This is a genomic window from Chlamydia sp., from assembly GCF_017472245.1.
GTDB lineage: Bacteria > Chlamydiota > Chlamydiia > Chlamydiales > Chlamydiaceae > Chlamydia.
The window spans coordinates 25,289-50,459 of sequence record NZ_JAFUQR010000002.1 but is presented as its reverse complement, the minus strand read 5'-3'; the positions used below and the strand labels follow the sequence as shown (position 1 = coordinate 50,459).

Below are 25,171 nucleotides of genomic sequence, written 5' to 3'. Positions count from 1 at the left end.
AGCATGTGGGAACTCAATTAGTCTTAGGCTCTTCTTCAGAAAGAAGAAGAGCTGTTTTGGAAGTCTTTCGGATTCCGTTTGTTTGTGTATCTTCCGACTTCGATGAACGTAGTATTGCGTATTCTGGAGATCCTTTTGAGTATACAAAAGAGCTAGCTTGGAATAAAGCGGCTTCTGTTTGTTCTCGAGGGTTTTCAGATTCTTTGATTATTGCTGCTGATACCGTTGTTGTTCATAAGGGAAAGGTTTTTAATAAACCTGAGTCTGAAGAGCACGCGATCGAAATGCTACAGACTCTGAGTGGCTCTTCTCATTCTGTAATCACAACCCTTGTTCTTATGCAGAATAAAAAAGTACTCTCTGCATCAGAAACAACTCAGGTTTCTTTTATTGATATTCCTCCCCAATATCTAAAAACATATGTCCGAGCTTTTTCCTCTTTAAAAAGATGTGGGGGATATTGCGTGCAAGATGGTGGAGGGTTAATTATCAAACAAATAGAAGGTTGTGTATATAATATCCAGGGATTGCCTATAAAGACGTTGAACCAGTTGCTCATGGAGTTTAACGTCAGCTTATGGGATTACCTCGTTTAGCCTTACTTGGACTACTTTCTCTAACGCTTTCAGCAAACGGCGATTTCCCTCCTCAGGTTTCCCAGAAGATATTGCTCTCTTGTCAAAAATCTATGTCTCAAGCACTAGACGCCTATCTTGAAGCCTCTGAAAGCTATAAACAGCACAATTTCTCCGTATTACGTACAATGGCGGAATCGTTCTTACAACAGAGCTTTTTTTCCGAAGATCCCTATATGCGCAAAAGTGCAATTATTGGCGCAGGTCTTTCTGGTTCATCGGAGGCCTTAGACCTGCTTTCAGAAGCGATAGAGACTCAAGATCTCCATGAACTGTTACTTATTTTAAATGCAGCATGTAGTCAGTTAGGGAAAGCCTCTGATCGTCTTCTGTTTAAAGGATTAACAGCTGCTCATCCTATCATTCGATTAGAAGCAGCCTATCGTCTTGCTTGTATGAAAAACAGCAAAGTAAGCGACTATCTGTACTCTTTCATTCACAAACTTCCTGAAGAAATCCAGAACCTAGCCGCAACAATCTTTTTACAACTTGAAACTGAGGAAGCTGATGCTTACATCTATAAGCTTCTTTCTTCTCCTAAGAATCTGACAAGAAATTATGTTGCGTATCTAATTGGAGAGTATCAGCAGAAAAGATTTCTTCCCTCTCTTCGTAATTTATTAACCAGTGCTGCGCCTTTAGATCAGGAAGGTGCACTATATGCTTTAGGGAAAATGGAAGATGCCAGCAGTTATCCTAAAATTAAAATGCTGAGCTCCAAATCTCATCCTGAAGTAGCTCTTGCCGCAGCGCAAACATTGTTATTTTTAGGAAAAGAAGAAGAGGCGCTCCCTATTTTAACTCTTTTTTGTCAGCAAGAACTACCCCAAGCCCTTTATACGTCCCGTTTTCTCTCCCAAGAAAAAGGAGAAGCTCTTCTGCTCCCCATCTTTCATAGATCTACCAAGGAAGAAAGTAAACTGAATGCAGCCTTAGCACTTGTTCACCAAGGATGTACAAACAGTTCAGTACTTAATTACTTAACAGAGATTTTAGAAAATAAAATCATCCATCGCATATTCTTACCTTCTCATTCAACAGGGAAAGCAATACAATTCTGGAAAGAATGTACAACCTTTCCTCTCAAGAACCAAGAAGAAAAAGCGCGAACTTTAGCAATGTACTATGCTGCAGAAGATTCTATTCTTTCTTCATTACTCAAACTACCTGATGATGCCTATTTGCCCTACTTAAGCCGTATTTTATCCTCACAAAAAATAACACTCACAGCTAAAGCTATTGCTTTTTTATCAGTAACAGCTCATCCTCAGGCACTTCCCATGATCTCGAAAGCCGCATTAACGCCTGGAGAGCCCATCATCCGTGCTTATGCTAACTTAGCTTTGTATACCATGACGAAAGACCCCGCAAAAAAAACGTTACTATATCAATATGCTGAACAGTTAATAGTGGATACCGTTTTATTTACAGACTCTGAAAATCCTCTTCCTTCTCCTCATTCTTCTTATTTACGATATCAGGTATCTCCAGAGTCTCGTACTCAACTTATGCTAGCTATTTTAGAAACCTTAGTTTCCTCTAAAACTGATGAAGATATCCGAGCTTTCCTTTCTTTAATGAGGAAAACACATTACAAAAACATTCCCATTTTGTCAGGATTGTTAATGAGAATAGTGGAGTGATCCATAGTGAAACGATTTTTCCTACTTTTTGTTGGAATGCTTCTTGCTCATACTTACTCATCAGAGGGGCTTTCTCATCAACAAGCAGTTCAAAAAAAAATTTCTTATTTAAGCCATTTTAAAGGCATTACAGGAATTATGGATGTCGAGGACGGGGTATTACATATTCATGATAATCTACGTCTTCAAGCCAATAAGGCCTATGTCGAAAACCGGACAGATTGTGGAATTAAAATCGTTGCTCACGGCAATGTCATGGTGAATTATCGTGGGAAAATTTTAATCTGCGATTACCTAGAATATTATGAAGACACTGATTCTTGTTTATTGACCAACGGCCGATGCTCTTTGTACCCATGGTTTATCGGGGGATCAACTATGACAATCTCCCCCACCTCCATTATCGTTCACAAAGGATATATTTCGACTTCTGAAGGTCCTAAAAAGCATATTTGTCTATCCGGAGAATATTTAGAATACTCTTCAGATAGCGTATTATCTATGGGACCAACGCGACTATCGATTTGCAATACTCCTGTGTTACTACTTCCTCAGATTTCGATTATGCCTATGGAAATTCCTAAACCTCCAATTACTTTCCGAGGAGGAAGTGGAGGCTTTTTAGGATCCTATTTGGGAGTAAGCTACTCCCCTATTTCCAAAAAACATTTTTCTACAACCTTGTTTTTGGATAGCTTTTTCAAACATGGAATTGGTCTGGGATATAATATGCGCTTTTCTTCTCAAGAAAAGCCGGGCAATAACATAAATATCAAAAGCTACTATGCACATCGTCTGGCTATCGACTCATCAGGAGCAAAAGATCGCTATCGATTGCACGGAGATTTTGCTTTTTCCCAAGAAAAAACCCATCTGGCTGGAGAATTCCATTTAAGTGACAGCTGGGAAACTGTTTCGGATATTTTTCCTAATAATTTTTCTTTAAAAAATACTGGACCTACAGAAATTAGCTTAGGCTGGCATGATAAGAATCTATTCGGAGAAATCACTGCTTCTGCGAAAGTGAACTCTTTCCAAAATGTTAAACAAGAACTACCTCAAGTAATACTGCACCATCGACCAGTGAATATTGGTCAATCGCGAATCTTTTTAGAAAATCGTGTCGAAGCAGGCTTTTTGGATTTTCATTTCAGTAATAATATTTTAGGAACAAATTTTTCTTCTTGGAGGCTATCTTCATCCCATAAAATCTTCCGTAGTCTAGCCTTCCCTATAGGGGTATTAACTCCCTCATTATCCGGAACAACTATTTGCTATAGCCGCATGCTTGATCAAGATGCAGATCATTGTCAACTATCCGGATCTCTCTCTCTTGATTACCGTCTACCTTTACAAAAAGAATACTGTTGTGCTCGTCACATTATTGAACCTTTTTGTTCTTTCTTGAAAACAACACGACCTTTGTTGTCTTCAGATGAGCCGTATATTTTCTCTATCAAAGATGCCTTTCATTCAATAAACCTTCTTCAAATAGGGTTTGAATCTAAAATTTTTAACAAGCATTTAACTCTGATGTCCCCTTCTCATTTGAAACTATGGACAACCTATATCTTTGATGAAGCTAATACTAAAGAAACTTTTCCTAAAACAGCCTGTAAGTTCTCGCTACCTTTTTCACTCCGAAACACATTATCTGTTGATGCTGAATGGATTTGGAATAAAAGCCGCTGGGATCACCTTAATGTTATGTGGGAATGGATTCTAGATGATAATATCGGCCTAGTCTTAGAATTTTTACATAGAAGCAAGTACGGCTTCATCAAATGTGCTAAAGATAACTATATAATTGACGTAAGCCGATCCTTGGAAGCTTTACTAGCCTCACCACTTTCCGATCAAAGAAATTTAATTACAGGGAAATTTTTCGTCCGTCCACACCCTCATTGGAATTATAATCTTAATCTCCGATATGGATGGCATCGCCCAGGTTCCCCATCTTACCTAGAATATCAAATGATCTTAGGACATAAAATCTTTGAGCATTGGCAATTCTTTTCAGTGTATGAGAAACGTGAAGCTGATAAGCGATGTTTCTTCTATTTGAAGTTAGATAAACGTAAACATAAACATTGCCATCCTTTTGGATAAAAAAAACCAAACTGAATAGTTTGGTTTCACTTTTTTTCTTGTGCTCGTTCTAACTAAAGATATCTATTCTTCAACATCTTGCACAAAGTCTTCAACATACTGTGGTAAAGCTTCTTTTTCTTCTCCTTTCCCTAAGTGACTTGTTGCAAAAGATAGTAATAAACATCCTAAACAGAAAGCTACCGCCAGCCAACCAGTAGCTTTTTTCAAAATTTCTGGTGTAGATACTCCAAATACAGAATCTCCAGAATCAACACCAAAAGATGATCCTAATCCCATACTCTTACTCTCTTGAACAAGAACTAGTCCACATAGCACTAAGGACAACAAAAGAAATAAGAACAAAAAAACGTAAAACAGAGCGATCACTCTATCCTCCTAAAAAATTACCAAAAGAAGCGCGTACCCACATCTCAAACAATACTCTTTTAGGTGATTGTGTAGCGCTAAATACAAGCAAAGAGAAAAAACTCTCTACAGTTATTTGCTCTAACTATACCCCCGCAAGATACTATATTTGCGACGAATTTTCTCTAAACTATTCTTAAACTGTTTCGTTTTACAACTATCTGACATTCTATCAATGTACAGAATCCCATGAAGATGGTCTGTTTCATGCATCACGACCCTTGCTAAAAAGCCTTCCAAAACCATCGTGAATGATTGCCCATCTAAATTTGTTGCAGTTACTGTAATTTTATCTGGTCTGGCAACATCGCCTCGCAATCCCGGAATAGATAGACACCCTTCATTTCCAAAGACTAACTGCTCAGATTTTTGAACAATTACAGGATTAATAAAAACCTTTGGGAAACTACAGAAGACAAGTTCTCCATCTTCTAATTCTTTTTCCACTCCCATAATGAATAAAGATATACTTTGTCCGACCTGAGGAGCCGCAAGTCCTACTCCTTTATGAAAAGCCATTGTCTCGCTCATATCGAGCACAAGCTGTCTTAGTTCATCAGTTATTTCATCTACAGGAGCCGCAACTTTACGCAAAATTGGACTATCATAGTACTCGAGATCTCTTATCATAATCCCAAAGATTCCTACACAAAAACTTAAAAAATAGCTGCCTAAGCTAGACTTACAATGCCTAAAAGCTTAACAGTATCTTCCAATATTAGTAAAAGGTTGTTATCCCAAGATTCGTTTTGTAGATCAGTATCTTTGCCAGTCAAGTAGCATGCTAAGAAAGCCTTGTCGAGGGAGAGTTCGGGCATTTAAGACTATAAAGAAGAGATTTTTTCTAAAAATCTTTTAATAAGCGAAAAATTTTTAAATATTCTTCGAAAGAAATGTTCTCTGGCCTAGTTTTCTCTGAAAATCCCAACTGCTCTAAAACCTCAAAGATTTTATCTTTTGGATAAAGATCTTTTAGAGAATTCGCTAAAAGTTTTCTTCTTTGTCCAAAAGCTGCCCGAGTTAAAGTAAAAAACTCTTCCCTCTCCGGGCTGGGTAAAGCAAATTTGTCGTGTACACACATATGTACAACAGCCGAATGTACACTTGGCTTAGGATAAAAGCAATTCGGACTTACCTTGAAAGCGTACCGAACATCTGCAAAGAAACGTAAGAAAACCGTTAAAGAACTATAATCCTTATCTCCAGGTTTTGCAGTAATGCGTTGAGCCACTTCGTCTTGGATCATTACTGTTACAGTTTTCCATCGGTGGGGAGATTCTAAAAAAAATTTTGTTAATAAAGGTGTAGTGACATGATACGGAAGATTCGCTACTACGCGCCCCCTTCCCCGCCAACCTTTGTCATCTAGAGATGCTAATGGATATTTACAAGCATCCACAATCTCAACGTCTATGGGTAATTCGGACAAAGATTCTTTAAACATTGGATCTTTCTCTAAGGCTATCACATTTGCCCCTTGAGAGACTAAAACCTCAGACAAAGCCCCAAATCCTGGGCCTACCTCAAGGACCCAATCTCCGGGTTGAACCTCTGCCGTCATAAGAATCTTCTTCAAAATATTTCCATCTACTAGAAAATTCTGAGACAAAGCCTTCTTAGCTCGTCCGTTCACTGACTTGAGAAAAGAGGTTAACTGCTCTATGGAACTTCGTGCCACCCTCTCCGCCTTTATAATAAAGAAAATAACTGAGGAGCGTCTGCTGCGAGCAGTTTTGTTATAACAGAGGGATCAAATCCATAGCGAGCATGCAATTTTCCTTTATAATTAGCTTCCTCCTCTTCAGCCAAAGCCATCATAAGTTGTTGTTTTAGCTGAGGTTCTATCTTTTCAAGAGGTTCTAAAGTTTTCGTTGAGCGATTAAAAAGCACAAAAAGCTTCAATCCAGAAGCATGCTCTATGGCTTTCCCACAACGCTCTTCGGGAAAAGGAATCTCTTCCAAAGCTTGTTTATGTGCAACAGACAACTGCGCATCTTCTCGAAAGAACTCTTCAGAACAAATCAGCTGCCCACCTTGAGAAAGAACCATAGCAGTTAACCGCTCCTTATCCCATGCCGCTCCTTCGTTTAAACGCTCCTGTACCTTCCCGGCAATTTTATTGGCTAAAAACTCAGAGCCCGCTTTGATAGTCAAGACCCGATATGTCCACTGCGTGATTTGTGCCGCCTCTTCTGCGAGCTTTTGATAATATGTTCGCACCATGCCTGGGGTTACCTTCAACATAACCCGAGAACGAACCATCATCCCCTCTATACGCTGAGCAACCATGATTCGATGAACAACATTAAAAACATCTTCAGGAGTCATATCGAAAATTTTGAAAAATGGAGATAGGTCGCGACCAAACATGGACTCAATCTCTTGATTTACAGAGGTTGGATCTATAAAAATTTTCTTGGCTTTGGCATCAGCTGCCATAAGAAATTCATTAATAACAGCTTCCAAAACTACAGGCCACATAGCAGCATAATATTGAGATCTTGCAGACACAGAATCTATCAGCTGTGGACAAGTGGAATAAAAAAGAATATTAAGCTTATGAATGACGTCTAAGGTTGTAACTACAGTGTCTTCATCCACCTTAAACAACACTCGATTATGTATAGCCACCTCGGAAAGGCTTTGTTCAACAGATCCAGACGAGAAAGAAGCCCCCTCGTAGCCAGAAGCGATCCCCGAAAGAATTACGGTTCCCAGATAGCAAGCTACAACAGCACGTTTCACTAATCGCATCCTTGATTTGTATCTTAGGTAGAAAAACCTTAGAAATATTGGGTGATCCCTCTCCTCCCTCTTCTCTGTCCCTCTAACATTTCACTGAAGATGTTAAGAAGCCCGTATTCCAAAAGGAATACATCTTCGTCCTAAATAAAAAGCCTACAAGGGAGAAGAGGCCCCAACCGTCAGAACATTTCTAACAAAAAATCCTTATATCCTCAACCGAAAGGACACAAAAAATACTTTTTTCTGAAATAAATCGTAAAAGAACCAAAAACAAACAATCCTAAAAACTTGACGAATCAATTCAACACTGGCTAGAAAGAAACGCACGAAAATGTTCTAGAGAAGAAAATATCCGTCCACAAGTTTGGTCTAAAAAATAGATTTTCGTTACTCCGTCTTCTCTCGAAGGAATTAATCTTTGTTCACTTTCCGGAAGACAGGTTGTTAAAATTTCTCTATCCTTAGCTGTTAGCCAAACGAGAGACGTATGAGGAAGAAAAATGCCTTTAAAACAATCCAATATCTGCTCTCTGTTCTGCTCATTCCCTAAAGAAATAATAATTTTTTGATGCTGTTTAGAGAAATACTCTTGGGCAGCTATCAAGCCTCCTAGAGAAGAGAATTTATGTTTTAGCCACCTCCCTTGAACACATTGCAAAATGTCTTCGGCAAATGTTAGATAATGTTTCTTACCAGAAATAATATGTAATTTTAGTAGGCTTTGGCAAAACAGAGCGTTACCAGATATAGAGTCTCCATCTGCTAGGGAAATCTTTTTTATTAGCAACGAAGAATCTCTTCCATCTGTAGAATAAAAACTTCCAGTCTCAGAACGAAAAGATATTAATACTTCTTTTGTCAATTCTTCAGCGAATACTAGCCACTTTGCCCCTGCTCCTATTTCAAAGAGAGCTAGCGATCCCATAATAACTGAGGCATAGTCATCTAACCCAGCAGAATATTTTGCCTCTCCTTGTCTCCATCGACGTAATAAACGGCCGTTTTTATATAAATTTTTCGAAATGAAATCTCCGCATTTTTCGGCCATTTGGAAACATTCAGAACTTCCTAAAAGCAACCCTGTTTTTATTAAAGAAAAAATCCCCCAACCATTCTGGAATGTCAATGACTGATCATCTTTAAAAGATTTCGTTTTACCCGCTCTATAGACACGTAATTTTTCTCTAGAAGCTTCTAATCTTGCTTGAAATTCTTCTGATGAACATCGATACCGTTCAGCTATTTCCTTATTATCTACGTAAGGAGAGATGTGTAAAATATTCCTTCCATTACAAATCCCTTCCCTAGATACATCGTAGTACTCACAGAACATCTCAGCATTATCCCCAAGTAAGGAACGAATTTCTTCCCCCGACCATGTGTACTGACTATCAATGTCAGTCTCTCCTCTCTGTTGGGCATATTCAGAAATGTAAAAAGCTCCTGTTTCGAAATCATAAAGCTCTTTTATTAGATAACTAAGCACTCGCTTAGCTACAAGGATGAATTCTGGATTTCTCATATATATCCCTGCTTCTGCATAAACGAGCATCATAAGAGTATTGTCAAAAGCCCGTTTCTCAAAACAAGGAATTAGCCACCGATCATCAATAGTGTAACAGAAGAATCCTCCTGATAAATGATCAAAAATTCCCCCACTTGCCACAGTACGTAAAGATCTATTTACAAAAAAAATGGCTCGTCCATCTTGGTACTCAGCTCCTATTCGCAAAAGAAATAAGCTGAGCAACCCAGGTAAAGTTTTCGGGAAAGATTTAACACCTCCGAATTGAGCGTCAACGTCCTGATAAATATCCTCAGTTACCAATTTCAATTTTTTCTCGTCCAAAGGCTCTTTTTTGAAAGAACATTCTTCTAAAAATGCCGCAACTTCAATTACCTTCTCAGCTTGTTGGACAAGCACCTCTCGATCTTCTCGATCTTCCCACATAGCATGTAGTTTTTCTAACATTTGCACAAAGGAGGAAGCTCCCATTTTTCCAGAAAAATTGGCATATCCTAAGCTAAAAAAAGGAAGCAAGTTTGGAGTAAGAAATACATTAAGAGGCCATGTTGGTAAATCTTGTACCTCCCCGGATACAGACAGCATCTGAGACAGTTCAAAATACAAATTTGCTAAATGAGGAAGTTCCTCTTTATCAACCTTAATACAAACAAAATACTCATTTAAGATTGCTGCAACTTCAGGATTTTCATAATTTTCTTTAAGCATGACCTGACACCACTTAGAGTGCGTACACCCTATAGACAAAAAGATAGGTTTGTCTTCCGATGAAGCCTTATGAAATGCCTCTGCAGACCAAGGGTACCAATCTACAGGAGTGTGAGCATACAGGAGGAGATAAGGAGATTTTTCAGTGATAAGTTTATTCGTAAAAGGGTGGTCCGTTGTCATGACAAAAATAAAAAAAACAAAAGGTATATCTTTAATTTTAAAATCAAAAATTATACTTTGCTAAATATTTTACTAAACAAACACTAATAAACATCGATACAAAATCTTAAGTTCCTTTCTTCGCTTGACTTTCTAAAATATAAACAAGGAACTCTTGATCTTAAACTATGGTAAGAGTTACCATGCGTCCTCTTGTCGCCGAGTCTTTTTGCGGAAGAGTGGCAGAGTGGTCGAATGCGTCTGATTCGAAATCAGAAGTCCCTTAATCAAGGACCGGGGGTTCGAATCCCTTCTCTTCCGAAATTCTCTAACTATCTTAGTTAAAACTTCTTCTCTTTTTTAATTTAGGTGTCTAAATAGACTGTTTTAGTAAAATGGGAGGAAGGTAAGAAAAAACTTTTTTATCTTTTCTTTCCTTAAAAGAAATAAAAATCAAAATATTTAATAATAGGCACATGTTTGTAAAACAGAATCCCTTAGTTTCAGAGCAAACTCCCTTCTGTCCTTTACCTCCTTGTAATCAATACGCTCACAACAATAAAACCCTAACCTCTTACTTAAAAAGCTCTACAGTTTTAAAGCTCTCCCTCTTAGTAGCAGCTCTTATTCTTACACTATCTCTCCTAGTATTCTCTGGGGGTCTTGTTTCTTATATACTAGTAGCTGGTATACTAGCTCTACATGCTGCTATCATCCTAGTTTTGGGATTTTGGATCTCATCATCATCCCCTCCCTCGTCAGAGATAGGAAGCCCGGTATAACAAAAAAAATTGTACAAAAGACCCACCTCTTATAGCTTTTTTATAATTGTATAACCGATCTAATCTCCGTATCACTCACATCAACAGAAGAATCTGCCCATTCACCCTCGATCGAGCACTCTTTCTCGAATCATTCTAAATCCTAAGTCAGCAATCTGTAGAAACTGCCTTTTCAATGTCCGATCTTTGTTAGAATGCTCTCTATTACATTTAGCTATAACTTTCTTAAGTTACACGATTTCAATTTCCATTCAACCTGATCAATCATCCAAAAATCACAAAAAACGCTCCTTCTTTTCGAAGAAAATCTTAATTTTTTTCATACATCCTATTTAGAAAGTGGAGCTTTCACTTTCGAGAACCTAAAATAGAAGACGCTCCTAACTCTTATTTTTCATCCTATCTCAGAAGAGGAGTAGTCAGTATCTCAGGTAGAAAATTCGCCTCAACAAAAAAAAGTCCCCCTATTTCGTTAGGAGGACTTTTTCTTTCTCTTATCAAAAGAACCTAATGCAACAACCGCTCCTGTACCGATCGTCCCTGCACAACAAAAGCAATCTTTATCACCTTACCTATCAGAAAAGGCAAAATTCCCATTTTGAAAGCCTCAAACAAATCAAAAGAAATCGAAACTCCAATATTTTTGAGAAAACAAGCTAGCCACAACGCTCCTAAACAGAGGTTGAGCCCTCCTCCAACGAATAAAACTAATGCTACAACGGAGGATTTCGCCCTTACACCTCCACATTTCCTATACAACCAAGAAATAAGAGCTACTGTGGGCATAAAGGAAAACAGATATCCAGCAGTAGGACCACAGAACACCGCTATTCCGTAAGAGGAACTACAAAATACTGGGAAAAGCAGCCCTTCCATTAGATAAACCCCTACAGTAGCAGCAGCCATCCCTGGCGTCATAGCAAGCCCTAAACAGAAGACCCCTAAGGTTTGAAAAGTGATAGGAACAGGAGTAAAGGGTAAACTTATACTGATCTTAGCTAAACAGGCCAAGAACAAGGATCCAGCGAAAACTTTCACAAAAGATTTACTTATGAAAGTTCCGGAGCTTTTAACAATGCTCTTAGCAACCATACGCCTCCTTAACATTCCACCGAATTTGATACCGTACATCCGGCCTTTTTTACACCAACAGAGCCCCTATATCTTCTCTCTATTAATTCTTTCCCGGAACGATAATCGTAGTGTGTAAAAAGCAGCCGCATCACGACAAAGAACGTAACACGAAAAACTACTTCTTTACAACAAAAAATCCGGGGAAAGCCCCCCTGAGTCTACAAAAAAGAACGTTTTAGCGCATACGAAAAAAGTTTGTATTGAAATATTAAATATCAACTAACTCGCTGCTCTTACTTAACAAGATCACGAATGTACTGCTTCTTTTTCCAAGCTAACTCTTTTTCAGCCTTCTCCTTTTCCCAAGACAGCCGCTCTTGCGTAAAAGCAAGCCCCTTTTCCCTTAATTCCAATTCCTTTCTCTCTAGAGAATTGACTTCTTCTTTGCGCTGAAAAGACTTAGTGCATTGTTGCAAGGCATCGAGAACATCTCTGATCATATATTCGCTAATAACAATCTCTTTATGTTCTTCCGGCGTATTCGCGACAGCTCCAGATTCATCGATAGAGGACTGATCACTGTTTGGTAACACCTTGTTTACAGACACTAAATCATCAAAAGCTTTTCTCTCCTCTTGAAGAATAAAATTTCTCAAAAATTCACAAAGTTTCAGAGAATTTGAAATATTTTCAAAAAAAGATTCATTTATACCTTAATTTTGTACAAATTTCTTTCAGAATTTCAACAACAAGAAGTTCTTTCTCCTCTCTCTACTTCTAACTGATTATCAGCTAACTAAACACCTGAAATAAACGCCATCTTTCCGCCTGATCCCTTGTAAAAGCCTTCTCCTCTACTCTCTAAATTAAAGAATATACAAAAGAAACCTACAGAAGCAAAAAAGAACACTTTTCTCATATCTTCTTAGAGCCTCTCCCCGCTGGATATAGACACCCACAGTTTAAGTTTATTATTCCCTTTGTAAGAAGAAGTTTAAAACAAGATAGATAGGCTGTATTTCAAGCCCATCCCATTGCACTCAAATTCTTACTCGAAATCTGTTCCAGTGATTCACTGCTTACATACAGAGATCAATTCTGATTGCAAAGTAGATCTGCAAGCTAAAATACCCGTAAGACTATTTCTTTCTTGCAAATCTTGTACAGAAAGAGGTAAGCGCACAGCTTCGCACTCAATCATTTTCTGCGCTGCCATTAACGCTTTAATACCCAAAGGATTAGTAGATAAATTAAGCCAAGCACAGACTTTTTTCCATGTATCCAAAGAATGCCCATGGGCAATATAATCTCTGGCTAGTTCAGGCCAGACATTAGATAGTACAGAAACAACTCCGGAAGCTCCATACAACTGCATATCTGGCCATAAACCATCATCACCGCAAAATATTTTCAATCCAGACTTAGCAAATAGCTTACAAACTTGTACAAATCCTCCAGAATCCTTCACTCCCATACACAAAGGATGCGAAGCGAAAGCCTGAACTACTTCAGGATATAAAGAAACTCCTGTACGAGAAGGATTGTTATAAAAAATGATTGGCTTTTTACTTACGCTTAAAATTTTATCAAACCAAGCTTTTTGCCCCTGTATCCCAGGCTTAGTATATAAAGGAGTAGGAACAAAAAACCCTTCGATAGGCCATTGTTGGGCAAAACAAATCCAAGAAAGCGTTTCTTGGATAGACGTTGCTGTCACTCCCAAAAATATAGGAACATTTAAGTTTAAGGTAGAAACAAAAGACAAAATAGAAAACTTCTCTTCATATGTTAGGGATAGTCCTTCTCCTGTACTACCAAATAAAAAGACCCCGTTACCTGCATGCTCTTGCGCGCGAACAATACCTTCTAAAGCAGAAAAATCTATAGATAAATCCGCTTTAAAAGGCGTAATACAAGCCGTCAAGACGCTCATAAAATACTCCCATTGAATCTTATTATATAATCGTGCAATAACCTTACTACAGCGACTTCAAACTCTTTATTAATGATCAGGTTAATAACTGTATCTGTTTGACTCCAACATAAAACTGGAGTTTCTTGTAAAACTTCAAAAACTTCAGTCATACTCCAAGAAGCTAATTTGGTCCCTACTAGAGCAACTAAAGACAAGGGCCCTTCACAGCTCACCGAACCGAAATCTTTGAGAACATCTACTATTAGTTGATCGTTTTCCTTCCAATCTGTAGTGAAATACACTCCAAAATTTTGAGCTAAGACAACGTCAGGAGGAGCTCCTACGCTGCGTAAACAACCTAAAATATTTTCTAGTCTCATGAAGGGAGAACTGTATTCGACTAACCAAAGAGACTGGTTCTGTTTCAACGAAAGAGCTTTCAAAATAGGATCTCTAGGGCTCTCATTTAATGATGCACAAACCCAAGTTCCTTCTCTGGTCGAATTAAACGTTGAAGTTACAAAGATAGGGACTTTTGCTCGCATACAAGACTTAAACATATCTTTATGCAATACCCTCGCCCCAGAACTCGCTAACCCTTGCATTTCTTCGAAAGTTAAAAAGTTTATAAGCTTTGTATCTCCTACAATTTTTGGATCAGCAGTATGCACTCCACAAACATCTGTATAGATACGAAGCTCCCTTGCTTCACATAATTCTCCTATCAAAGAAGCAGAAAAGTCACTCCCTCCTCGCCCAAGAATTGTAGTTTTTCCAGAAGAAGTTGCTCCTAAAAAACCTTGCATGAGATAAACCGTATCTTCCTTTAACGACAGTTTGTCCCATATTGTTCGCATTAAAGCCAAGTTGGGTTCAGCACTCAAAAACTGAGAATTAGTAAGCACTACTTGACGAGCCTCTAAAAGCTCCATATTGAGTCCATTCGCACAACAATAACCATAAACCAATCTAGAAGATAAATCTTCTCCTATGGCTAAAACTTTTGCTTGATCCTCTTCCTGAAGACTCTCACAGTTCTCTAAAAGTCTTAAAGGCTCCCAGAGATTCTCAAATGAAGCTTCTATACCTAATTCTTCTGCAATCGATATGTGCTTTTCTCGGATAATCGCAGACAACATAGTCTTTTGAGACTCTGAACTCCTACAAAATGATTCCAATAAATCTGTAATACCAGCAACTGCACTCACAACAACAAAAGAGGGTTTTTCTTCTTGTATGATTTCACAAACACGCCGAATGCTTTGAGTCGTCCCCACACTAGTCCCACCAAACTTACAGACAAGTGGAGCTTCTCTCTTTCTAAGCATGCGCCAACTCCTCTTGACAAGTGAACTTCATTCTACTACGAAAAAGATTCATATTCGCTATTAACGCCCCAGCAGCGCCACGAACTAGATTATGAAGAAGAACACACATCTTAATTGTCTTTGTATTTCCACCGTAAGAAATAGGCCCTATGTGCAACCGCATATCGTCATGAGTCAGATCTTTTCGAACTTGAGGATGCCAAGGAGAATCATGCAAAACATATGTAGCAGTATCTTTTTCGTAGCAAGCAATAATCTCTCCTAGGTCAACTTCATTAGCAAACGTAACATGAATCGAAATCACATGCCCGTAGGCGACAGGCACACGATGTACAGACGCTGTTATTGAAAATTTTGCGGGAGAACCTGGACAACCCAAAATTTTCAAAGTCTCACGACATATTTTCTCTTCCTCTCCTAAAATGTAAGGGACTGTATTTCCAATTAAATCCAGAGAAGAAACCCCCGGATACCCAGCTCCGCTAGCAGATTGCAAAGTAACAATATGTACATGTTCTAAAGTGAACGAGAACAAAGGACCAAGCGCTAACGCAATTCCTGCAACACAACAGTTAGAATTTGTAATTATCTTCCCTAGAAAAGGTTGCTTATCCAAAAGGGACAGATGATCACTATTCACTTCAGGAATTAAAATAGGCACTAACTCATGCATCCGATAAGCATCGGCGTTAGAAAATACTATTTTCCCTAAAGACAAACAAGAGGTTTCTACAGAAAAAGCTACTGTTGTTGGCAAACAAGATACGACAATGTCCGACTCTATTTCTTCAACGGAACGAATCGAAAGATCACGGACAGAATCTGGCATATCCATCAAAGGCTCTTGCCATAAACACGCAGACTCATAACTTAGGGCATGATTCTTTGGAGAGGCCCCTATCTCGGCAATCTCCCATTCTTTATGTTTTTGTAATAACGCGATTAATTTTTGCCCTACAAGACCTGTAGCGCCTAAAACAGCAATGCGCATCGTCATAAGCTCTTAATCAAAAACCATTTCCCACAAGGTCTTTATACAAAATATCCGAAGTATAGCGCCCTGCTGCTAAAGCCCCTTCAAGAATCTTCTCTAAGATGAGCAACACTCCCTTAGAAAAAATTTGCCTAGAAAAGGCTTCATGCCGAATAACAAAACGTTCATGTTCTCCAACGAAAGAAACCTCATGTTCCCCAAAAATGCTTCCCACACGGGAACCATATATTTCGATAGCAGGCTGTCCGTCTTTTTCAACACGTTCTTTCTTTGCAGAACGAACGGTTTCTGCTAAAGAAAGTGCTGTACCGGAAATAGCATCTGCTTTTGTACGATGATGAGTTTCTAGAATACGTACGTCATAAGAAGCATCAAAAATCTTAGCCGCAAAAGCAGTTAATCGTTTCTGCACATATGCTCCTAAACTTGCATTCGGACAAATGACAACAGGAACCTTTTCAGACAACGCAATCATCTTCTCTGACACATCACTATCAGCAGAGAATCCCGTAGTACCAATAATCACAGGTCTAGGCATCATTAGTAAAAGGTCTAAAAGAGCTGTAGTAATTTCTGGAGCAGAAAAATCTATTAGAATGTCATTCCCTGAAACAACCTCATCTAATGAGGTCTGCGATCTTCTTGAAAACCCTTTCCCTAGAAAACAACGTGGATGAGAGAGTAATGCCTGCGTCAACAGAGCCCCCATTCTCCCAGTATTTCCAATAAGACCTATACTTTTCATAGTACGGTAAGTAACTCCAATTCACAATTTCCGCAAAATAGATATTCTCTCCTTTTTGCAAGAAACGCTAAAAGAAACTTCCGCAGTATAATATAAGTTAGGAAATAGCTCCAATATGAAAAGGAAGCGAAAAAACAAACTTTCCTTCCTATCTAATAAAAACCAGTGTTTCCCTAAAAAACACATTTTAGTCTATCACGCTTCCAAGAATAAGTCCCCATCGACTTCAAAAGAATCTGCTACGAGATCAACTATGATGTCTTCTGCATCAAAGTCACATTCTGCAGCCCCTGAGATAATGATGTGTTTTCTACGTTGAATGTAATTATGAAGCTTTATTAGCTGTTGATGGAGCCAGCGAATAAAACGATGTAGATACATCGTAATACTAATTCCTAAGAAAACTCCCCCCATTGCCAAAATTCCTCCAGATATAGGTGCTAATCCCGGAATCAAGGTCAATGCTAAGATTCCTACCCCAGCTAAAAGAATCATTGTAGCAATAATAACAGACTGGAATCGTTCTTCCTTATTTGCCTGATTTACTTGTTCTCGAATAGCCCTTTCTGTCTGGATAATTGCAGCCTTTCCTGCTAATCTCCAGGTTGCCTCTTGCTGATCTTTGGAAAGCCAACTCGTCGTACCCTCACGTTCATTCATCTCGCTCATCATACGTGCTTTTAAGCGAGCCTCTTTTCTACGAGCCAAGCTAATCCGCAGTCGAGCCCTTAATTGATGCACAGCATGAACAACTCCGGAAGCAACCATAGGAACAGCTGCAGATGATATAGCTCCTCCTATGGAAGAAAGCAATAACACTTGTACGACAGGGAATCCTGCAAAGCCAGCTAATACAGTACAAGTAATTCCTGCTATTAATAGCAATCCTGAAATAACCAGAATTCTTTTTTGTTTTTTCGTTAAGGATAAAGCATCATTTATCTCTTTTTGAGATAAACGCTTTACAAAACCAGGTGTATTAGTAAAATCAGAAATCTCTACATCTTCTTTCACTTGGTGATTGAAGTCTGCTTGGGCAATATTTTTTAGTTTTCCATCAACAAGCAAATCTTGTTCTTCTTGCGCTTTAACAAATGCTCTCCATTGACCAATAGTCGTATGAAGCAAATTGGAAACAACTAAAAAGATCCCTAAACTTATTAAAGGAGGAACCAACACTACTAATGCGGTCGCTGCTCCTCCAGTTACAACAAAAGTTCCCACAACAGCTAAAGAAATGCCTAAACATGTGAAACCAATCCCTAGTAGGATTAGGCCTCTGGCAAGTTTTCGTATTTTTGCTCCCTCAATAAGCATCTCTTCTGGAGAAAGCTGTTCTCCGGATGCAGCCTTTGCTGACTGAAAAAACCGAACATAGAGATAGTGAGCAAATCCAGAAAAAAAAGCTCCGCTTCCCCTGCTATAAGAGATATCTCCAAATTTCCCTATAACATTCCCATATCCTCCAGGAATACAGGAAGCTCCAAGTTTCAGCACAATCCCTACACCAGTCAATCCGGCACCTAAAAAAGCCGCACTTTTTGCCCGCTGCTTAACAGTCATTTTAGGAAAGATTAAAGTTTTTACTCCATGAATGAGGCTCCGCAAGGTGGTTACACTACCGACAGAAAGTCCTGAGAAAGCAATTGCTAGAACGATAGCCTGAGGAACTCCTGGAGCTAATACTGTTAAAGCAACAGCAACAACGGCTAACGCAAGGCCTAATACCACAATACCGGCTACTAGCTCTGCTGAGTGTTTTAATATTAATCCTGGTCTCGAAACAGTTTCTTCAGGAATAGAAACCGTTGGCAAAGAGGTTCCTGCACCTTGGTTCTGTATCGAAGAAAGGTTGCTAAGAGCATTGATATCAACAGGCTCACTATTTCCGGGAACCTTAGAAACCATATAAAAACACAAAAATCCTTTTTTCAAAATTAATTATAACAGTAAAATAAAATCCTCTTCACAACAAAAAAGGTAATTATCTTTTTTCCTTTCAGATAACACAAGTATCTCATGCAAAAAACTCTTCTAAAGATTACATTAGTTCTTCATCTTTAATCTTTTTTGCAACCTACTAAGTTACTACCTTGAACCAAGCTCTTTTAATTTCTCCTTCAACTCCTTACGGAGAAGTTACCGTTCCTCCTTCAAAATCTCATTCTCTGCGAGCGATTCTTTTTGCTTCTTTATCCCAAGGATTATCTGTCATAGACAATTGTCTTTCCTCTTCCGATACGTATACAATGCTCACAGCCTGTAAAAAACTTGGGTCTCAAATCAAAATAGTGGGGAAATCTTTACATATACAAGGAAATCCCCATCCTCAAGATAACTATCATCGCCGTCTGCATATGGGAAATTCTGGCATAGCTCTACGATTTCTAACGGCTCTTTCTGCCTTATCTCCATCCCCCACTCTCATTACAGGGACACACTCTCTTAAACGTAGGCCTATAATGCCTCTTCTCTCCAGTTTGAAACAGCTCGGAATAGAGGTTCGTCAAAAAAAATCTCTTTCCATTCCTTTCGTCATTCGGGGGCCTCTATCCTCTGGTCACACCATAGTTTCGGGGCAAGATTCCCAGTATGCCTCTGCATTAGCTATTACTGCAGCTATAGCTCCTGAGCCTCTTTCTTTTTCTATTGAAAATCTTAAAGAACGCCCCTGGTTTGATATGACCTTAAATTGGCTTAACTCCCTCAATATTTCTTTTTCTAGAAAACGAGATTTCTTAGCCTTCCCTGGAGGACAATCTCTTAAAAATTTTTCCTACTCGGTTCCAGGCGACTTCAGCTCTGCAGCCTTTTTAGCAGCTCTAGGTTTGCTCTCTTCTTCTCCTAATCCCACTATTCTACATAACCTTCCCGCTCATGATTCACAGGGAGATAAACAACTGTTCTTTCTTTTAAAAAATCTAGGCGCCAATATCCTCATAGGAGAACATCATGTTGAAATTCATCCCTCTTCTTTCTCCGGAGGAACTATCGATATGGACCCGTTTATAGATGCGCTCCCTATTCTAGCGGTTCTCTGCTGTTTTGCAAAAAAACCTTCCCGTTTATATAATGCGCGCGGAGCCAAAGACAAAGAAAGCAATCGAATTAAAGCCATCTCCCAAGAACTAAGAAAAATGGGAGGGTTAGTTTATCCTACTGACGACGGTTTATACATAGAGCCTTCTCGATTACACGGGGCTGTTGTTTGTTCTCATAATGATCATCGCATAGCTATGGCTCTGGCAGTAGCGGGAGTTCACGCCTCGTCTGGACAAACCATACTTTGTGACACACGCTGTATAAACAAAAGTTTTCCGCATTTCGTAGTTACAGCACGGACATTGCATGCCAACATTCAACATTACTAAGCAAATTTTCCTATGCGGGCTTCCTTCTGTGGGTAAAACCTTTTTTGGTAAGTTTTTAGCTCAGTTTTTATCCTTACCTTTTTTTGATACCGATCATCTTCTTTCAGCTCGTTTTCTTGGAGATTCCCCTAAAATGATTTACCAGTGTTATGGGGAAGAAGGTTTTTGCCAAAAAGAACTCGCTGCTTTAATTAGTGTGCCGGCCATTCCAAGTGTAGTTGCTTTGGGAGGCCACACCCCCCTTAATGAACAAGCGTATGAACATATTTTACAGCAGAAAAATGCTATTTTAGTCTTATTGGACGCCCCTCTCACAATTCTTTGCCAACGCTTGCAACAAAGACCTTTACCAGAAAGACTTAAAAATGTTTCTTCGTTAGAAAATGCTTTGCTAGAACGATTAGAAAAACTCCGTTTACTCACAACAAATATTTTTCTTTTAGAAACAGCAACTTCCCCTCAATATATCACAACAGCTTGTCAGGACTTTTGTTCCCGCTTCTTGACTATAAAAGAGACCGCCTATGCATAACTGTTATGGCTCCATATTTTCTATCACTACCTGGGGAGAGTCTCATGGTCCTGCTATCGGAGTTGTTATCGATGGCTGTCCTTCAGGGCTTCCTTTAACATCAGAAGACTTTCTTCCTGCTATGAAGAGAAGAAAACCTGGACAACTTTATACTTCTCCTCGCCAAGAACCAGACTCAGTAACAATTTTATCCGGTGTCTACCAACATAAGACAACAGGAACTCCTATCTCTCTTCTTATTCGCAATGAAGATGTTTCCAGTGATTCTTATGAACAATTGAACCATTGTTATCGCCCAGGACACGCACAGTATGCCTATGAAGGGAAATATGGATTTGTAGATCATCGTGGAGGAGGACGCTCTTCCGCTAGAGAAACAGCTGCTCGTGTTGCTGCTAGTGTCGTTGCTAAAAAAATTCTTCTATCTCAAGGGATTGAAACACTTGCATTCCTTTCTGGGATAGGAACTATAGAGAATAAAACTTATCCTAAACTTACTCCGTCTCTAATTGAAAAAGTACACAGCTCCCCTTTTTATACTACTATTCCTCATGACGATATTCATCATCTACTCCTCCATAATTCTGAGGATTCTTTCGGGGGGATTGTCTCCTTTGTTACTTCCCCTTTACCTATTGGCCTGGGAGAACCTGTGTTTGGTAAACTGCCCGCACTCCTGGCAGCAGGTATGATGAGCATCCCAGCAGCTAAAGGATTTGAGATAGGGGAAGGATTCAATTCAGCACAGATGGCCGGCTCCTCTTATTTAGACTCATTTGTTACTACAGAGGCAGGAGTATCTTTACAAACCAATCATTGTGGGGGTACTTTAGGGGGCATTAGCATTGGTCAGCCTTTAGAGGGACGAGTTGCCTTCAAACCCACATCATCCATAAAAAAACCCTGTCCTACAATCTCAAAAAAAGGAACCCCTGTAATATATCAGACACCTCGAGATGGACGTCACGATCCCTGTGTTGCTATCCGTGCAGTCGCAGTTGTCGAAGCTATGCTTGATTTAACTTTAGTAGACCTGCTTCTTCAAAACCGGTGTGCCAAATTATGATAGAGCTCATCACGGATACTCCACACAATATTCATTTGGTAGATTCGCTATGTAACCCACAGTTATTTGCTGTGCTATCCAAAGACTTCCCTCTTGTTTTTGTGACCAATTCTCAACTAAAAACACTTTTCCTACCTCCTTTACTGAAAACAGCGCGCTCTCTAGGATTTTCTGTTCAGCTCCTTGTAATCCCTGAAGGAGAAAAAGCAAAAACAGGAGAAACCTTCCTGTCTTTGCACAAACAGCTGACAGATCTTGCTATTCCTAGACAAGCAACTCTTATTGGTGTTGGAGGAGGCGTCATTTTGGATATTGCAGGATTTGTTGCAGCGACTTACTGTCGAGGTATGCCATTCATTTCCATTCCCACGACCCTAGTTGCTATGATTGATGCGAGTATTGGAGGGAAAAATGGTATTAACTTGGACCATGTTAAAAATCGTATTGGTTCTTTTTATTTACCTAAAGATGTTTGGATTTGCCCTGAAATACTACGTACCCTTCCTAAGCAAGAATTTTACCATGGCATGGCGGAATGTATAAAACACGCCTATATTGTAGATCCTTCTATCCTACCTTTGATTCAGAATCCTGCTTCCTTAAATACTTTAGACCACTTATCTCTCCTCATTAAACAGAACTGTTTTTGTAAAGCCTCCGTAGTAAAAAAGGACTTCAAGGACTATACAATACGTCAAATACTCAACTTTGGCCATACGCTAGGACATGCTTTAGAGATGCTATTCGCAGAAAAAATTTCTCATGGATTTGCTATAAGCGTGGGAATGGTTTTGGAAACTAAGCTCTCTCTTCTTTTAGGTATCGCTCGCAACACAAATATTCTGCATTCTTTAGTTAAGGATCTTCAGCGATATCATCTCCCTACTTCCTTGAAAGAACTTTACGCTCTTCCTCAAGTCCCTTCTTATAGTCATACCCATATTCTTACTGCTCTTACCTATGATAAAAAAAACCAAAATCCTCTCCTACCTTCGTTTGTTATGATAGAAGAAATTGGTCAGGCAGCGTCTTTCGGTGGACGATTCTGTCAACCCATATCGAAGCACATTCTTACTCAGTTACTAGAAGAGGAATTCCATGCTATGTACAATCATTAAGGGACCTTCTTTCCTTGAGGCTAAACATCAACTACTACGATCTTTGAAAGAAAGTTGTTGTTTCGAGATGCGTGCTGATCTTCTTTCTGTATCTGATTTAAAACTAAAGAAGCTTATCTCCCTTGCCCCTATCTCTATTCTCACATGGAAAAACGAAACATATTCCCAAGTAGCTTGGATAAACAAAATGCTATCATTGGCTAAACTGAATCCTAACTATTTGGATGTAGATATTGCCTTCCCAGAGGAAGGTATCTCACGTATTCGCCAACTTTATCCAGACATCAAAATTATTCGCTCTTTGCATACAAGCGAACACAGTGATCTTCTACAACTATACACAGGAATGAAATCTTCATTAGTGGATTATTATAAGCTTGCTGTTTCCCCATCCTCAACTTCTGATGTACTCAATACCTGTCTCCAAAAACGTTTTCTTCCTAAGAATGTAACGCTTCTTTGTTTAGGAGAAATAGGCCGCTCCTCACGTATATTATCTCCTATCTTGCAAAATCCTTTTACCTATACAATGAACACAGGTTCTTCTCCTGTGTCCCCTGGACAACTTTCTCTTAAACACCATTACTTTTACAATTACAAGAACCTTTCTCCACAATCGCGTATTTGCGGTCTGATTGGAGACACTTCACGTAGTATTGGACACCTTACTCATAATCCTTTTTTCCAAAAACTTGGAATTCCTTACCCTTACATTAAACTTCCGCTATCTCCTCAAGAACTTCCCAAATTTTTCTCTACTATCCGAGCCTGCCCCTTCTTGGGGATAAGTGTGACCTCTCCTTTAAAAACAGCTGTTTTACCATTTCTTGACAAACAAGCTCCATCTGTACAAGTATCGGGTTCTTGTAATACGCTGGTGATCCACAACGGAGAAATTACAGGTCACGACACCGATGGAGAGGGACTTTTCACGGTCTTGACTCGGTATAACATTCCTTTACATCATCAACGCGTAGCTATTTTGGGCGCAGGAGGAGCCGCTCAATCTATAGCAGCTCGATTAAGCAAAGCTAACTGTGAACTTCTCATTTTTAATCGTACTAAAACTCATGCTGAAGCCATTGCTTCTCGATATCAAGCAACGGCTTTTAACCTAGAGGGCCTCCCTCTTCATTCCGTCTCTCTTATTATAAATTGTCTCCCCCCACACTCCAAAATCCCCTTAGCTCTGGCTCCTTGTATTGTAGATATCAATACAATTCCTAAATACAATATGTTCACAGAGTATGCTCGATCTCAAGGTTGTACTATCATTCATGGACATGAAATGTTTTCGGAACAGGCTTTTTTACAATTTCGCCTATGGTTCCCAGATCTTGCATTTAGTCATTTAGAAAAAACTTTCTCTCGCAGAGCTGCTGTCTTAGCCTCTCTTTTTTCCATCGCTTCATAAAAAAATTTTTTTTATCTTACTTTTCGTTTTTGAGAGGCTTTATGCGTTTTTTGTTCTTTTTTGTTGTCTTGCTGTCTCCCTGGATCTCTGAGGCTTCTCAACGCATTGTAACCGTTAAAACGATTCATGAAATTGCTTCGGATATCCTTTATGATGACACGAACTATTGGTTAATATTTGATATTGATGATGTTCTATTTCAAGGAGCAGAGGCACTTAGTCATTCTACCTGGTTTGAACGCTCCATACAAGGAATGCGCGCCTTAGGGACTTCAGAACAAGAAGCCTGGGAAGCTCTTTATCCTGAGTGGTTAGCGATTCAGCACCAAGGTTCTATCAAACAGATAGAAACGGCCATTCCTTTATTGATTAACAAGGTTCAACATCAAAACAAGATTGTCTTTGCCTATTCAGAACGAAAATTTTGTGCTCAAGAAATAACTTTTAACCAACTTGCATCCATAAATCTCTCCTTTGAGAAATCAAATCTGCCCGATACAAAGCTTCCATCCATGATCAGTTTCACAAAAGGAGTTCTCTTTGGGGCGGAAATTCGTAAAGGACCGGGCCTACAGTACTTTCTAGATGCACAAACCTCTTTGCCAGAAAAAATTATTTATATTGATAATGAAAAATACAATGTTTTGCGCATTGGCGAAATTTGTAAACACAAAAAGATCTCCTATTTAGGTGTCGTTTACACAGCTTCTCAGTATCTCCCTCCTGTCTACCTTCCTGATATTGCCAAAATCCAATACTTATACCGACAAAAACTAATAAGCAATGAGGCTGCAGCTCTTCTATCCCGTCATCGATTGGATAAATAAATGACTAATTAAAGAAGAAATTAAACTCTGGCAAAAAAAATCTTTTTTTTACTACATGCATAGAAAAGTT

At 39.0% G+C, this 25,171-nt stretch carries 22 protein-coding genes and 1 tRNA gene; 11 read left to right on the top strand and 12 right to left on the bottom strand.

Annotated elements, in window-relative coordinates:
• Positions 1-5: 5 nt before the first annotated feature.
• The 3 genes from IJ490_RS00300 to IJ490_RS00290 are packed head-to-tail and all read left to right on the top strand — an operon-like array spanning position 6 to position 4,387.
• Positions 6-596: a Maf-like protein gene (locus tag IJ490_RS00300; RefSeq protein WP_291891239.1), complete on the top strand. Its 591-nt coding sequence runs from the start codon at positions 6-8 to the stop codon at positions 594-596.
• Positions 578-2,278, top strand: a complete 1,701-nt coding sequence (locus IJ490_RS00295) for a HEAT repeat domain-containing protein (protein ID WP_291891237.1) — start codon at positions 578-580, stop codon at positions 2,276-2,278. The genes IJ490_RS00300 and IJ490_RS00295 overlap by 19 nt, the downstream gene beginning before the upstream one ends.
• A 6-nt stretch (positions 2,279-2,284) precedes the next feature.
• Positions 2,285-4,387 carry an Organic solvent tolerance protein OstA gene (locus IJ490_RS00290; protein WP_291891235.1) on the top strand — a complete coding sequence of 701 codons (2,103 nt, stop codon included), beginning with the start codon at positions 2,285-2,287 and terminating at the stop codon, positions 4,385-4,387.
• A 63-nt stretch (positions 4,388-4,450) separates the two neighbouring features.
• On the opposite strand, the gene secG is transcribed toward IJ490_RS00290, so the two are convergent.
• The 5 genes from secG to IJ490_RS00265 form a co-directional block, all read right to left on the bottom strand.
• Positions 4,451-4,756 carry a preprotein translocase subunit SecG gene (gene secG / locus IJ490_RS00285; protein WP_291891234.1) on the bottom strand — a complete coding sequence of 102 codons (306 nt, stop codon included), beginning with the start codon at positions 4,754-4,756 and terminating at the stop codon, positions 4,451-4,453.
• Positions 4,757-4,876: 120 nt separating this feature from the next.
• Positions 4,877-5,425: a peptide deformylase gene (gene def / locus IJ490_RS00280; protein WP_291891232.1), complete on the bottom strand. Its 549-nt coding sequence runs from the start codon at positions 5,423-5,425 to the stop codon at positions 4,877-4,879.
• A gap of 214 nt (positions 5,426-5,639) precedes the next feature.
• Positions 5,640-6,473 (bottom strand): 16S rRNA (adenine(1518)-N(6)/adenine(1519)-N(6))-dimethyltransferase RsmA, encoded by an 834-nt coding sequence (gene rsmA, locus IJ490_RS00275; protein WP_291891229.1) that lies wholly within the window; start codon positions 6,471-6,473, stop codon positions 5,640-5,642.
• Positions 6,474-6,484: 11 nt separating this feature from the next.
• Positions 6,485-7,549, bottom strand: a complete 1,065-nt coding sequence (locus tag IJ490_RS00270; RefSeq protein WP_291891227.1) for a hypothetical protein — start codon at positions 7,547-7,549, stop codon at positions 6,485-6,487.
• 292 nt (positions 7,550-7,841) lie between these two features.
• Positions 7,842-9,956, bottom strand: coding sequence for a thioredoxin domain-containing protein (locus tag IJ490_RS00265; RefSeq protein ID WP_291891225.1), 2,115 nt, complete (start codon positions 9,954-9,956; stop codon positions 7,842-7,844).
• 212 nt (positions 9,957-10,168) lie between these two features.
• Here IJ490_RS00265 and IJ490_RS00260 point away from each other — a divergent pair.
• A tRNA-Ser gene (locus IJ490_RS00260) sits at positions 10,169-10,256 on the top strand.
• Between the two features lie 155 nt (positions 10,257-10,411).
• On the top strand, positions 10,412-10,717 hold the full coding sequence (locus IJ490_RS00255; RefSeq protein ID WP_291891223.1) for a hypothetical protein: 306 nt from the start codon (positions 10,412-10,414) through the stop codon (positions 10,715-10,717).
• 507 nt (positions 10,718-11,224) lie between these two features.
• Here the strand turns inward: IJ490_RS00255 and IJ490_RS00250 are convergent.
• The 7 genes from IJ490_RS00250 to IJ490_RS00220 all read right to left on the bottom strand — a co-directional run bounded on the left by IJ490_RS00250 (position 11,225) and on the right by IJ490_RS00220 (position 18,681).
• Positions 11,225-11,809: a biotin transporter BioY gene (locus IJ490_RS00250; protein ID WP_291891221.1), complete on the bottom strand. Its 585-nt coding sequence runs from the start codon at positions 11,807-11,809 to the stop codon at positions 11,225-11,227.
• A 275-nt stretch (positions 11,810-12,084) separates the two neighbouring features.
• Positions 12,085-12,447 carry a hypothetical protein gene (locus IJ490_RS00245; RefSeq protein ID WP_291891219.1) on the bottom strand — a complete coding sequence of 121 codons (363 nt, stop codon included), beginning with the start codon at positions 12,445-12,447 and terminating at the stop codon, positions 12,085-12,087.
• A gap of 416 nt (positions 12,448-12,863) precedes the next feature.
• Positions 12,864-13,724 (bottom strand): 4-hydroxy-tetrahydrodipicolinate synthase, encoded by an 861-nt coding sequence (gene dapA / locus IJ490_RS00240; RefSeq protein ID WP_291891217.1) that lies wholly within the window; start codon positions 13,722-13,724, stop codon positions 12,864-12,866.
• Entirely contained in the window at positions 13,721-15,034 is a 1,314-nt protein-coding gene (locus IJ490_RS00235; protein ID WP_291891215.1) for an aspartate kinase, read from the bottom strand. Before IJ490_RS00235 ends, dapA begins: the two co-directional genes overlap by 4 nt.
• Complete coding sequence (gene asd, locus IJ490_RS00230) at positions 15,027-16,031, bottom strand: aspartate-semialdehyde dehydrogenase (RefSeq protein ID WP_291891213.1); 1,005 nt, start codon at positions 16,029-16,031, stop codon at positions 15,027-15,029. The genes IJ490_RS00235 and asd overlap by 8 nt, the downstream gene beginning before the upstream one ends.
• 10 nt (positions 16,032-16,041) lie before the next feature.
• Positions 16,042-16,773, bottom strand: coding sequence for a 4-hydroxy-tetrahydrodipicolinate reductase (gene dapB, locus IJ490_RS00225; RefSeq protein ID WP_291891211.1), 732 nt, complete (start codon positions 16,771-16,773; stop codon positions 16,042-16,044).
• Positions 16,774-16,968: 195 nt separating this feature from the next.
• A complete protein-coding gene (locus IJ490_RS00220) occupies positions 16,969-18,681 on the bottom strand; it encodes a hypothetical protein (RefSeq protein WP_291891209.1) in 1,713 nt (570 codons plus the stop codon).
• Between the two features lie 185 nt (positions 18,682-18,866).
• Here IJ490_RS00220 and aroA point away from each other — a divergent pair, with 185 nt between their 5' ends.
• Genes aroA through IJ490_RS00190 form a run of 6 tightly spaced genes read left to right on the top strand, consistent with a single transcriptional unit; the run spans position 18,867 to position 25,101 of the window.
• Positions 18,867-20,144, top strand: a complete 1,278-nt coding sequence (gene aroA / locus IJ490_RS00215) for a 3-phosphoshikimate 1-carboxyvinyltransferase (protein WP_291891206.1) — start codon at positions 18,867-18,869, stop codon at positions 20,142-20,144.
• On the top strand, positions 20,122-20,676 hold the full coding sequence (locus IJ490_RS00210; RefSeq protein ID WP_291891204.1) for a shikimate kinase: 555 nt from the start codon (positions 20,122-20,124) through the stop codon (positions 20,674-20,676). Before aroA ends, IJ490_RS00210 begins: the two co-directional genes overlap by 23 nt.
• Positions 20,669-21,742, top strand: a complete 1,074-nt coding sequence (aroC, locus tag IJ490_RS00205) for a chorismate synthase (RefSeq protein WP_291891202.1) — start codon at positions 20,669-20,671, stop codon at positions 21,740-21,742. Before IJ490_RS00210 ends, aroC begins: the two co-directional genes overlap by 8 nt.
• On the top strand, positions 21,739-22,860 hold the full coding sequence (gene aroB, locus IJ490_RS00200) for a 3-dehydroquinate synthase (protein WP_291891200.1): 1,122 nt from the start codon (positions 21,739-21,741) through the stop codon (positions 22,858-22,860). The genes aroC and aroB overlap by 4 nt, the downstream gene beginning before the upstream one ends.
• Positions 22,841-24,274 carry a bifunctional 3-dehydroquinate dehydratase/shikimate dehydrogenase gene (locus IJ490_RS00195; protein WP_291891198.1) on the top strand — a complete coding sequence of 478 codons (1,434 nt, stop codon included), beginning with the start codon at positions 22,841-22,843 and terminating at the stop codon, positions 24,272-24,274. The genes aroB and IJ490_RS00195 overlap by 20 nt, the downstream gene beginning before the upstream one ends.
• A 41-nt stretch (positions 24,275-24,315) precedes the next feature.
• Positions 24,316-25,101 (top strand): DUF2608 domain-containing protein, encoded by a 786-nt coding sequence (locus IJ490_RS00190; RefSeq protein WP_291891196.1) that lies wholly within the window; start codon positions 24,316-24,318, stop codon positions 25,099-25,101.
• Positions 25,102-25,171: the final 70 nt, after the last annotated feature.

Bases quoted from the DNA above. Each gene is read 5' to 3' on its own strand.
- asd (WP_291891213.1), bottom strand. From the start codon at position 16,031: ATGACGATGCGCATTGCTGTTTTAGGCGCTACAGGTCTTGTAGGGCAA.
- IJ490_RS00220 (WP_291891209.1), bottom strand. From the start codon at position 18,681: ATGGTTTCTAAGGTTCCCGGAAATAGTGAGCCTGTTGATATCAATGCT.
- IJ490_RS00270 (WP_291891227.1), bottom strand. From the start codon at position 7,549: ATGCGATTAGTGAAACGTGCTGTTGTAGCTTGCTATCTGGGAACCGTA.
- IJ490_RS00295 (WP_291891237.1), top strand. From the start codon at position 578: ATGGGATTACCTCGTTTAGCCTTACTTGGACTACTTTCTCTAACGCTT.
- dapB (WP_291891211.1), bottom strand. From the start codon at position 16,773: ATGAAAAGTATAGGTCTTATTGGAAATACTGGGAGAATGGGGGCTCTG.
- def (WP_291891232.1), bottom strand. From the start codon at position 5,425: ATGATAAGAGATCTCGAGTACTATGATAGTCCAATTTTGCGTAAAGTT.
- IJ490_RS00195 (WP_291891198.1), top strand. From the start codon at position 22,841: ATGCTATGTACAATCATTAAGGGACCTTCTTTCCTTGAGGCTAAACAT.
- IJ490_RS00235 (WP_291891215.1), bottom strand. From the start codon at position 15,034: ATGCTTAGAAAGAGAGAAGCTCCACTTGTCTGTAAGTTTGGTGGGACT.
- IJ490_RS00265 (WP_291891225.1), bottom strand. From the start codon at position 9,956: ATGACAACGGACCACCCTTTTACGAATAAACTTATCACTGAAAAATCT.
- IJ490_RS00210 (WP_291891204.1), top strand. From the start codon at position 20,122: ATGCCAACATTCAACATTACTAAGCAAATTTTCCTATGCGGGCTTCCT.
- IJ490_RS00190 (WP_291891196.1), top strand. From the start codon at position 24,316: ATGCGTTTTTTGTTCTTTTTTGTTGTCTTGCTGTCTCCCTGGATCTCT.
- IJ490_RS00255 (WP_291891223.1), top strand. From the start codon at position 10,412: ATGTTTGTAAAACAGAATCCCTTAGTTTCAGAGCAAACTCCCTTCTGT.
- dapA (WP_291891217.1), bottom strand. From the start codon at position 13,724: ATGAGCGTCTTGACGGCTTGTATTACGCCTTTTAAAGCGGATTTATCT.
- IJ490_RS00250 (WP_291891221.1), bottom strand. From the start codon at position 11,809: ATGGTTGCTAAGAGCATTGTTAAAAGCTCCGGAACTTTCATAAGTAAA.
- aroB (WP_291891200.1), top strand. From the start codon at position 21,739: ATGATAGAGCTCATCACGGATACTCCACACAATATTCATTTGGTAGAT.
- aroC (WP_291891202.1), top strand. From the start codon at position 20,669: ATGCATAACTGTTATGGCTCCATATTTTCTATCACTACCTGGGGAGAG.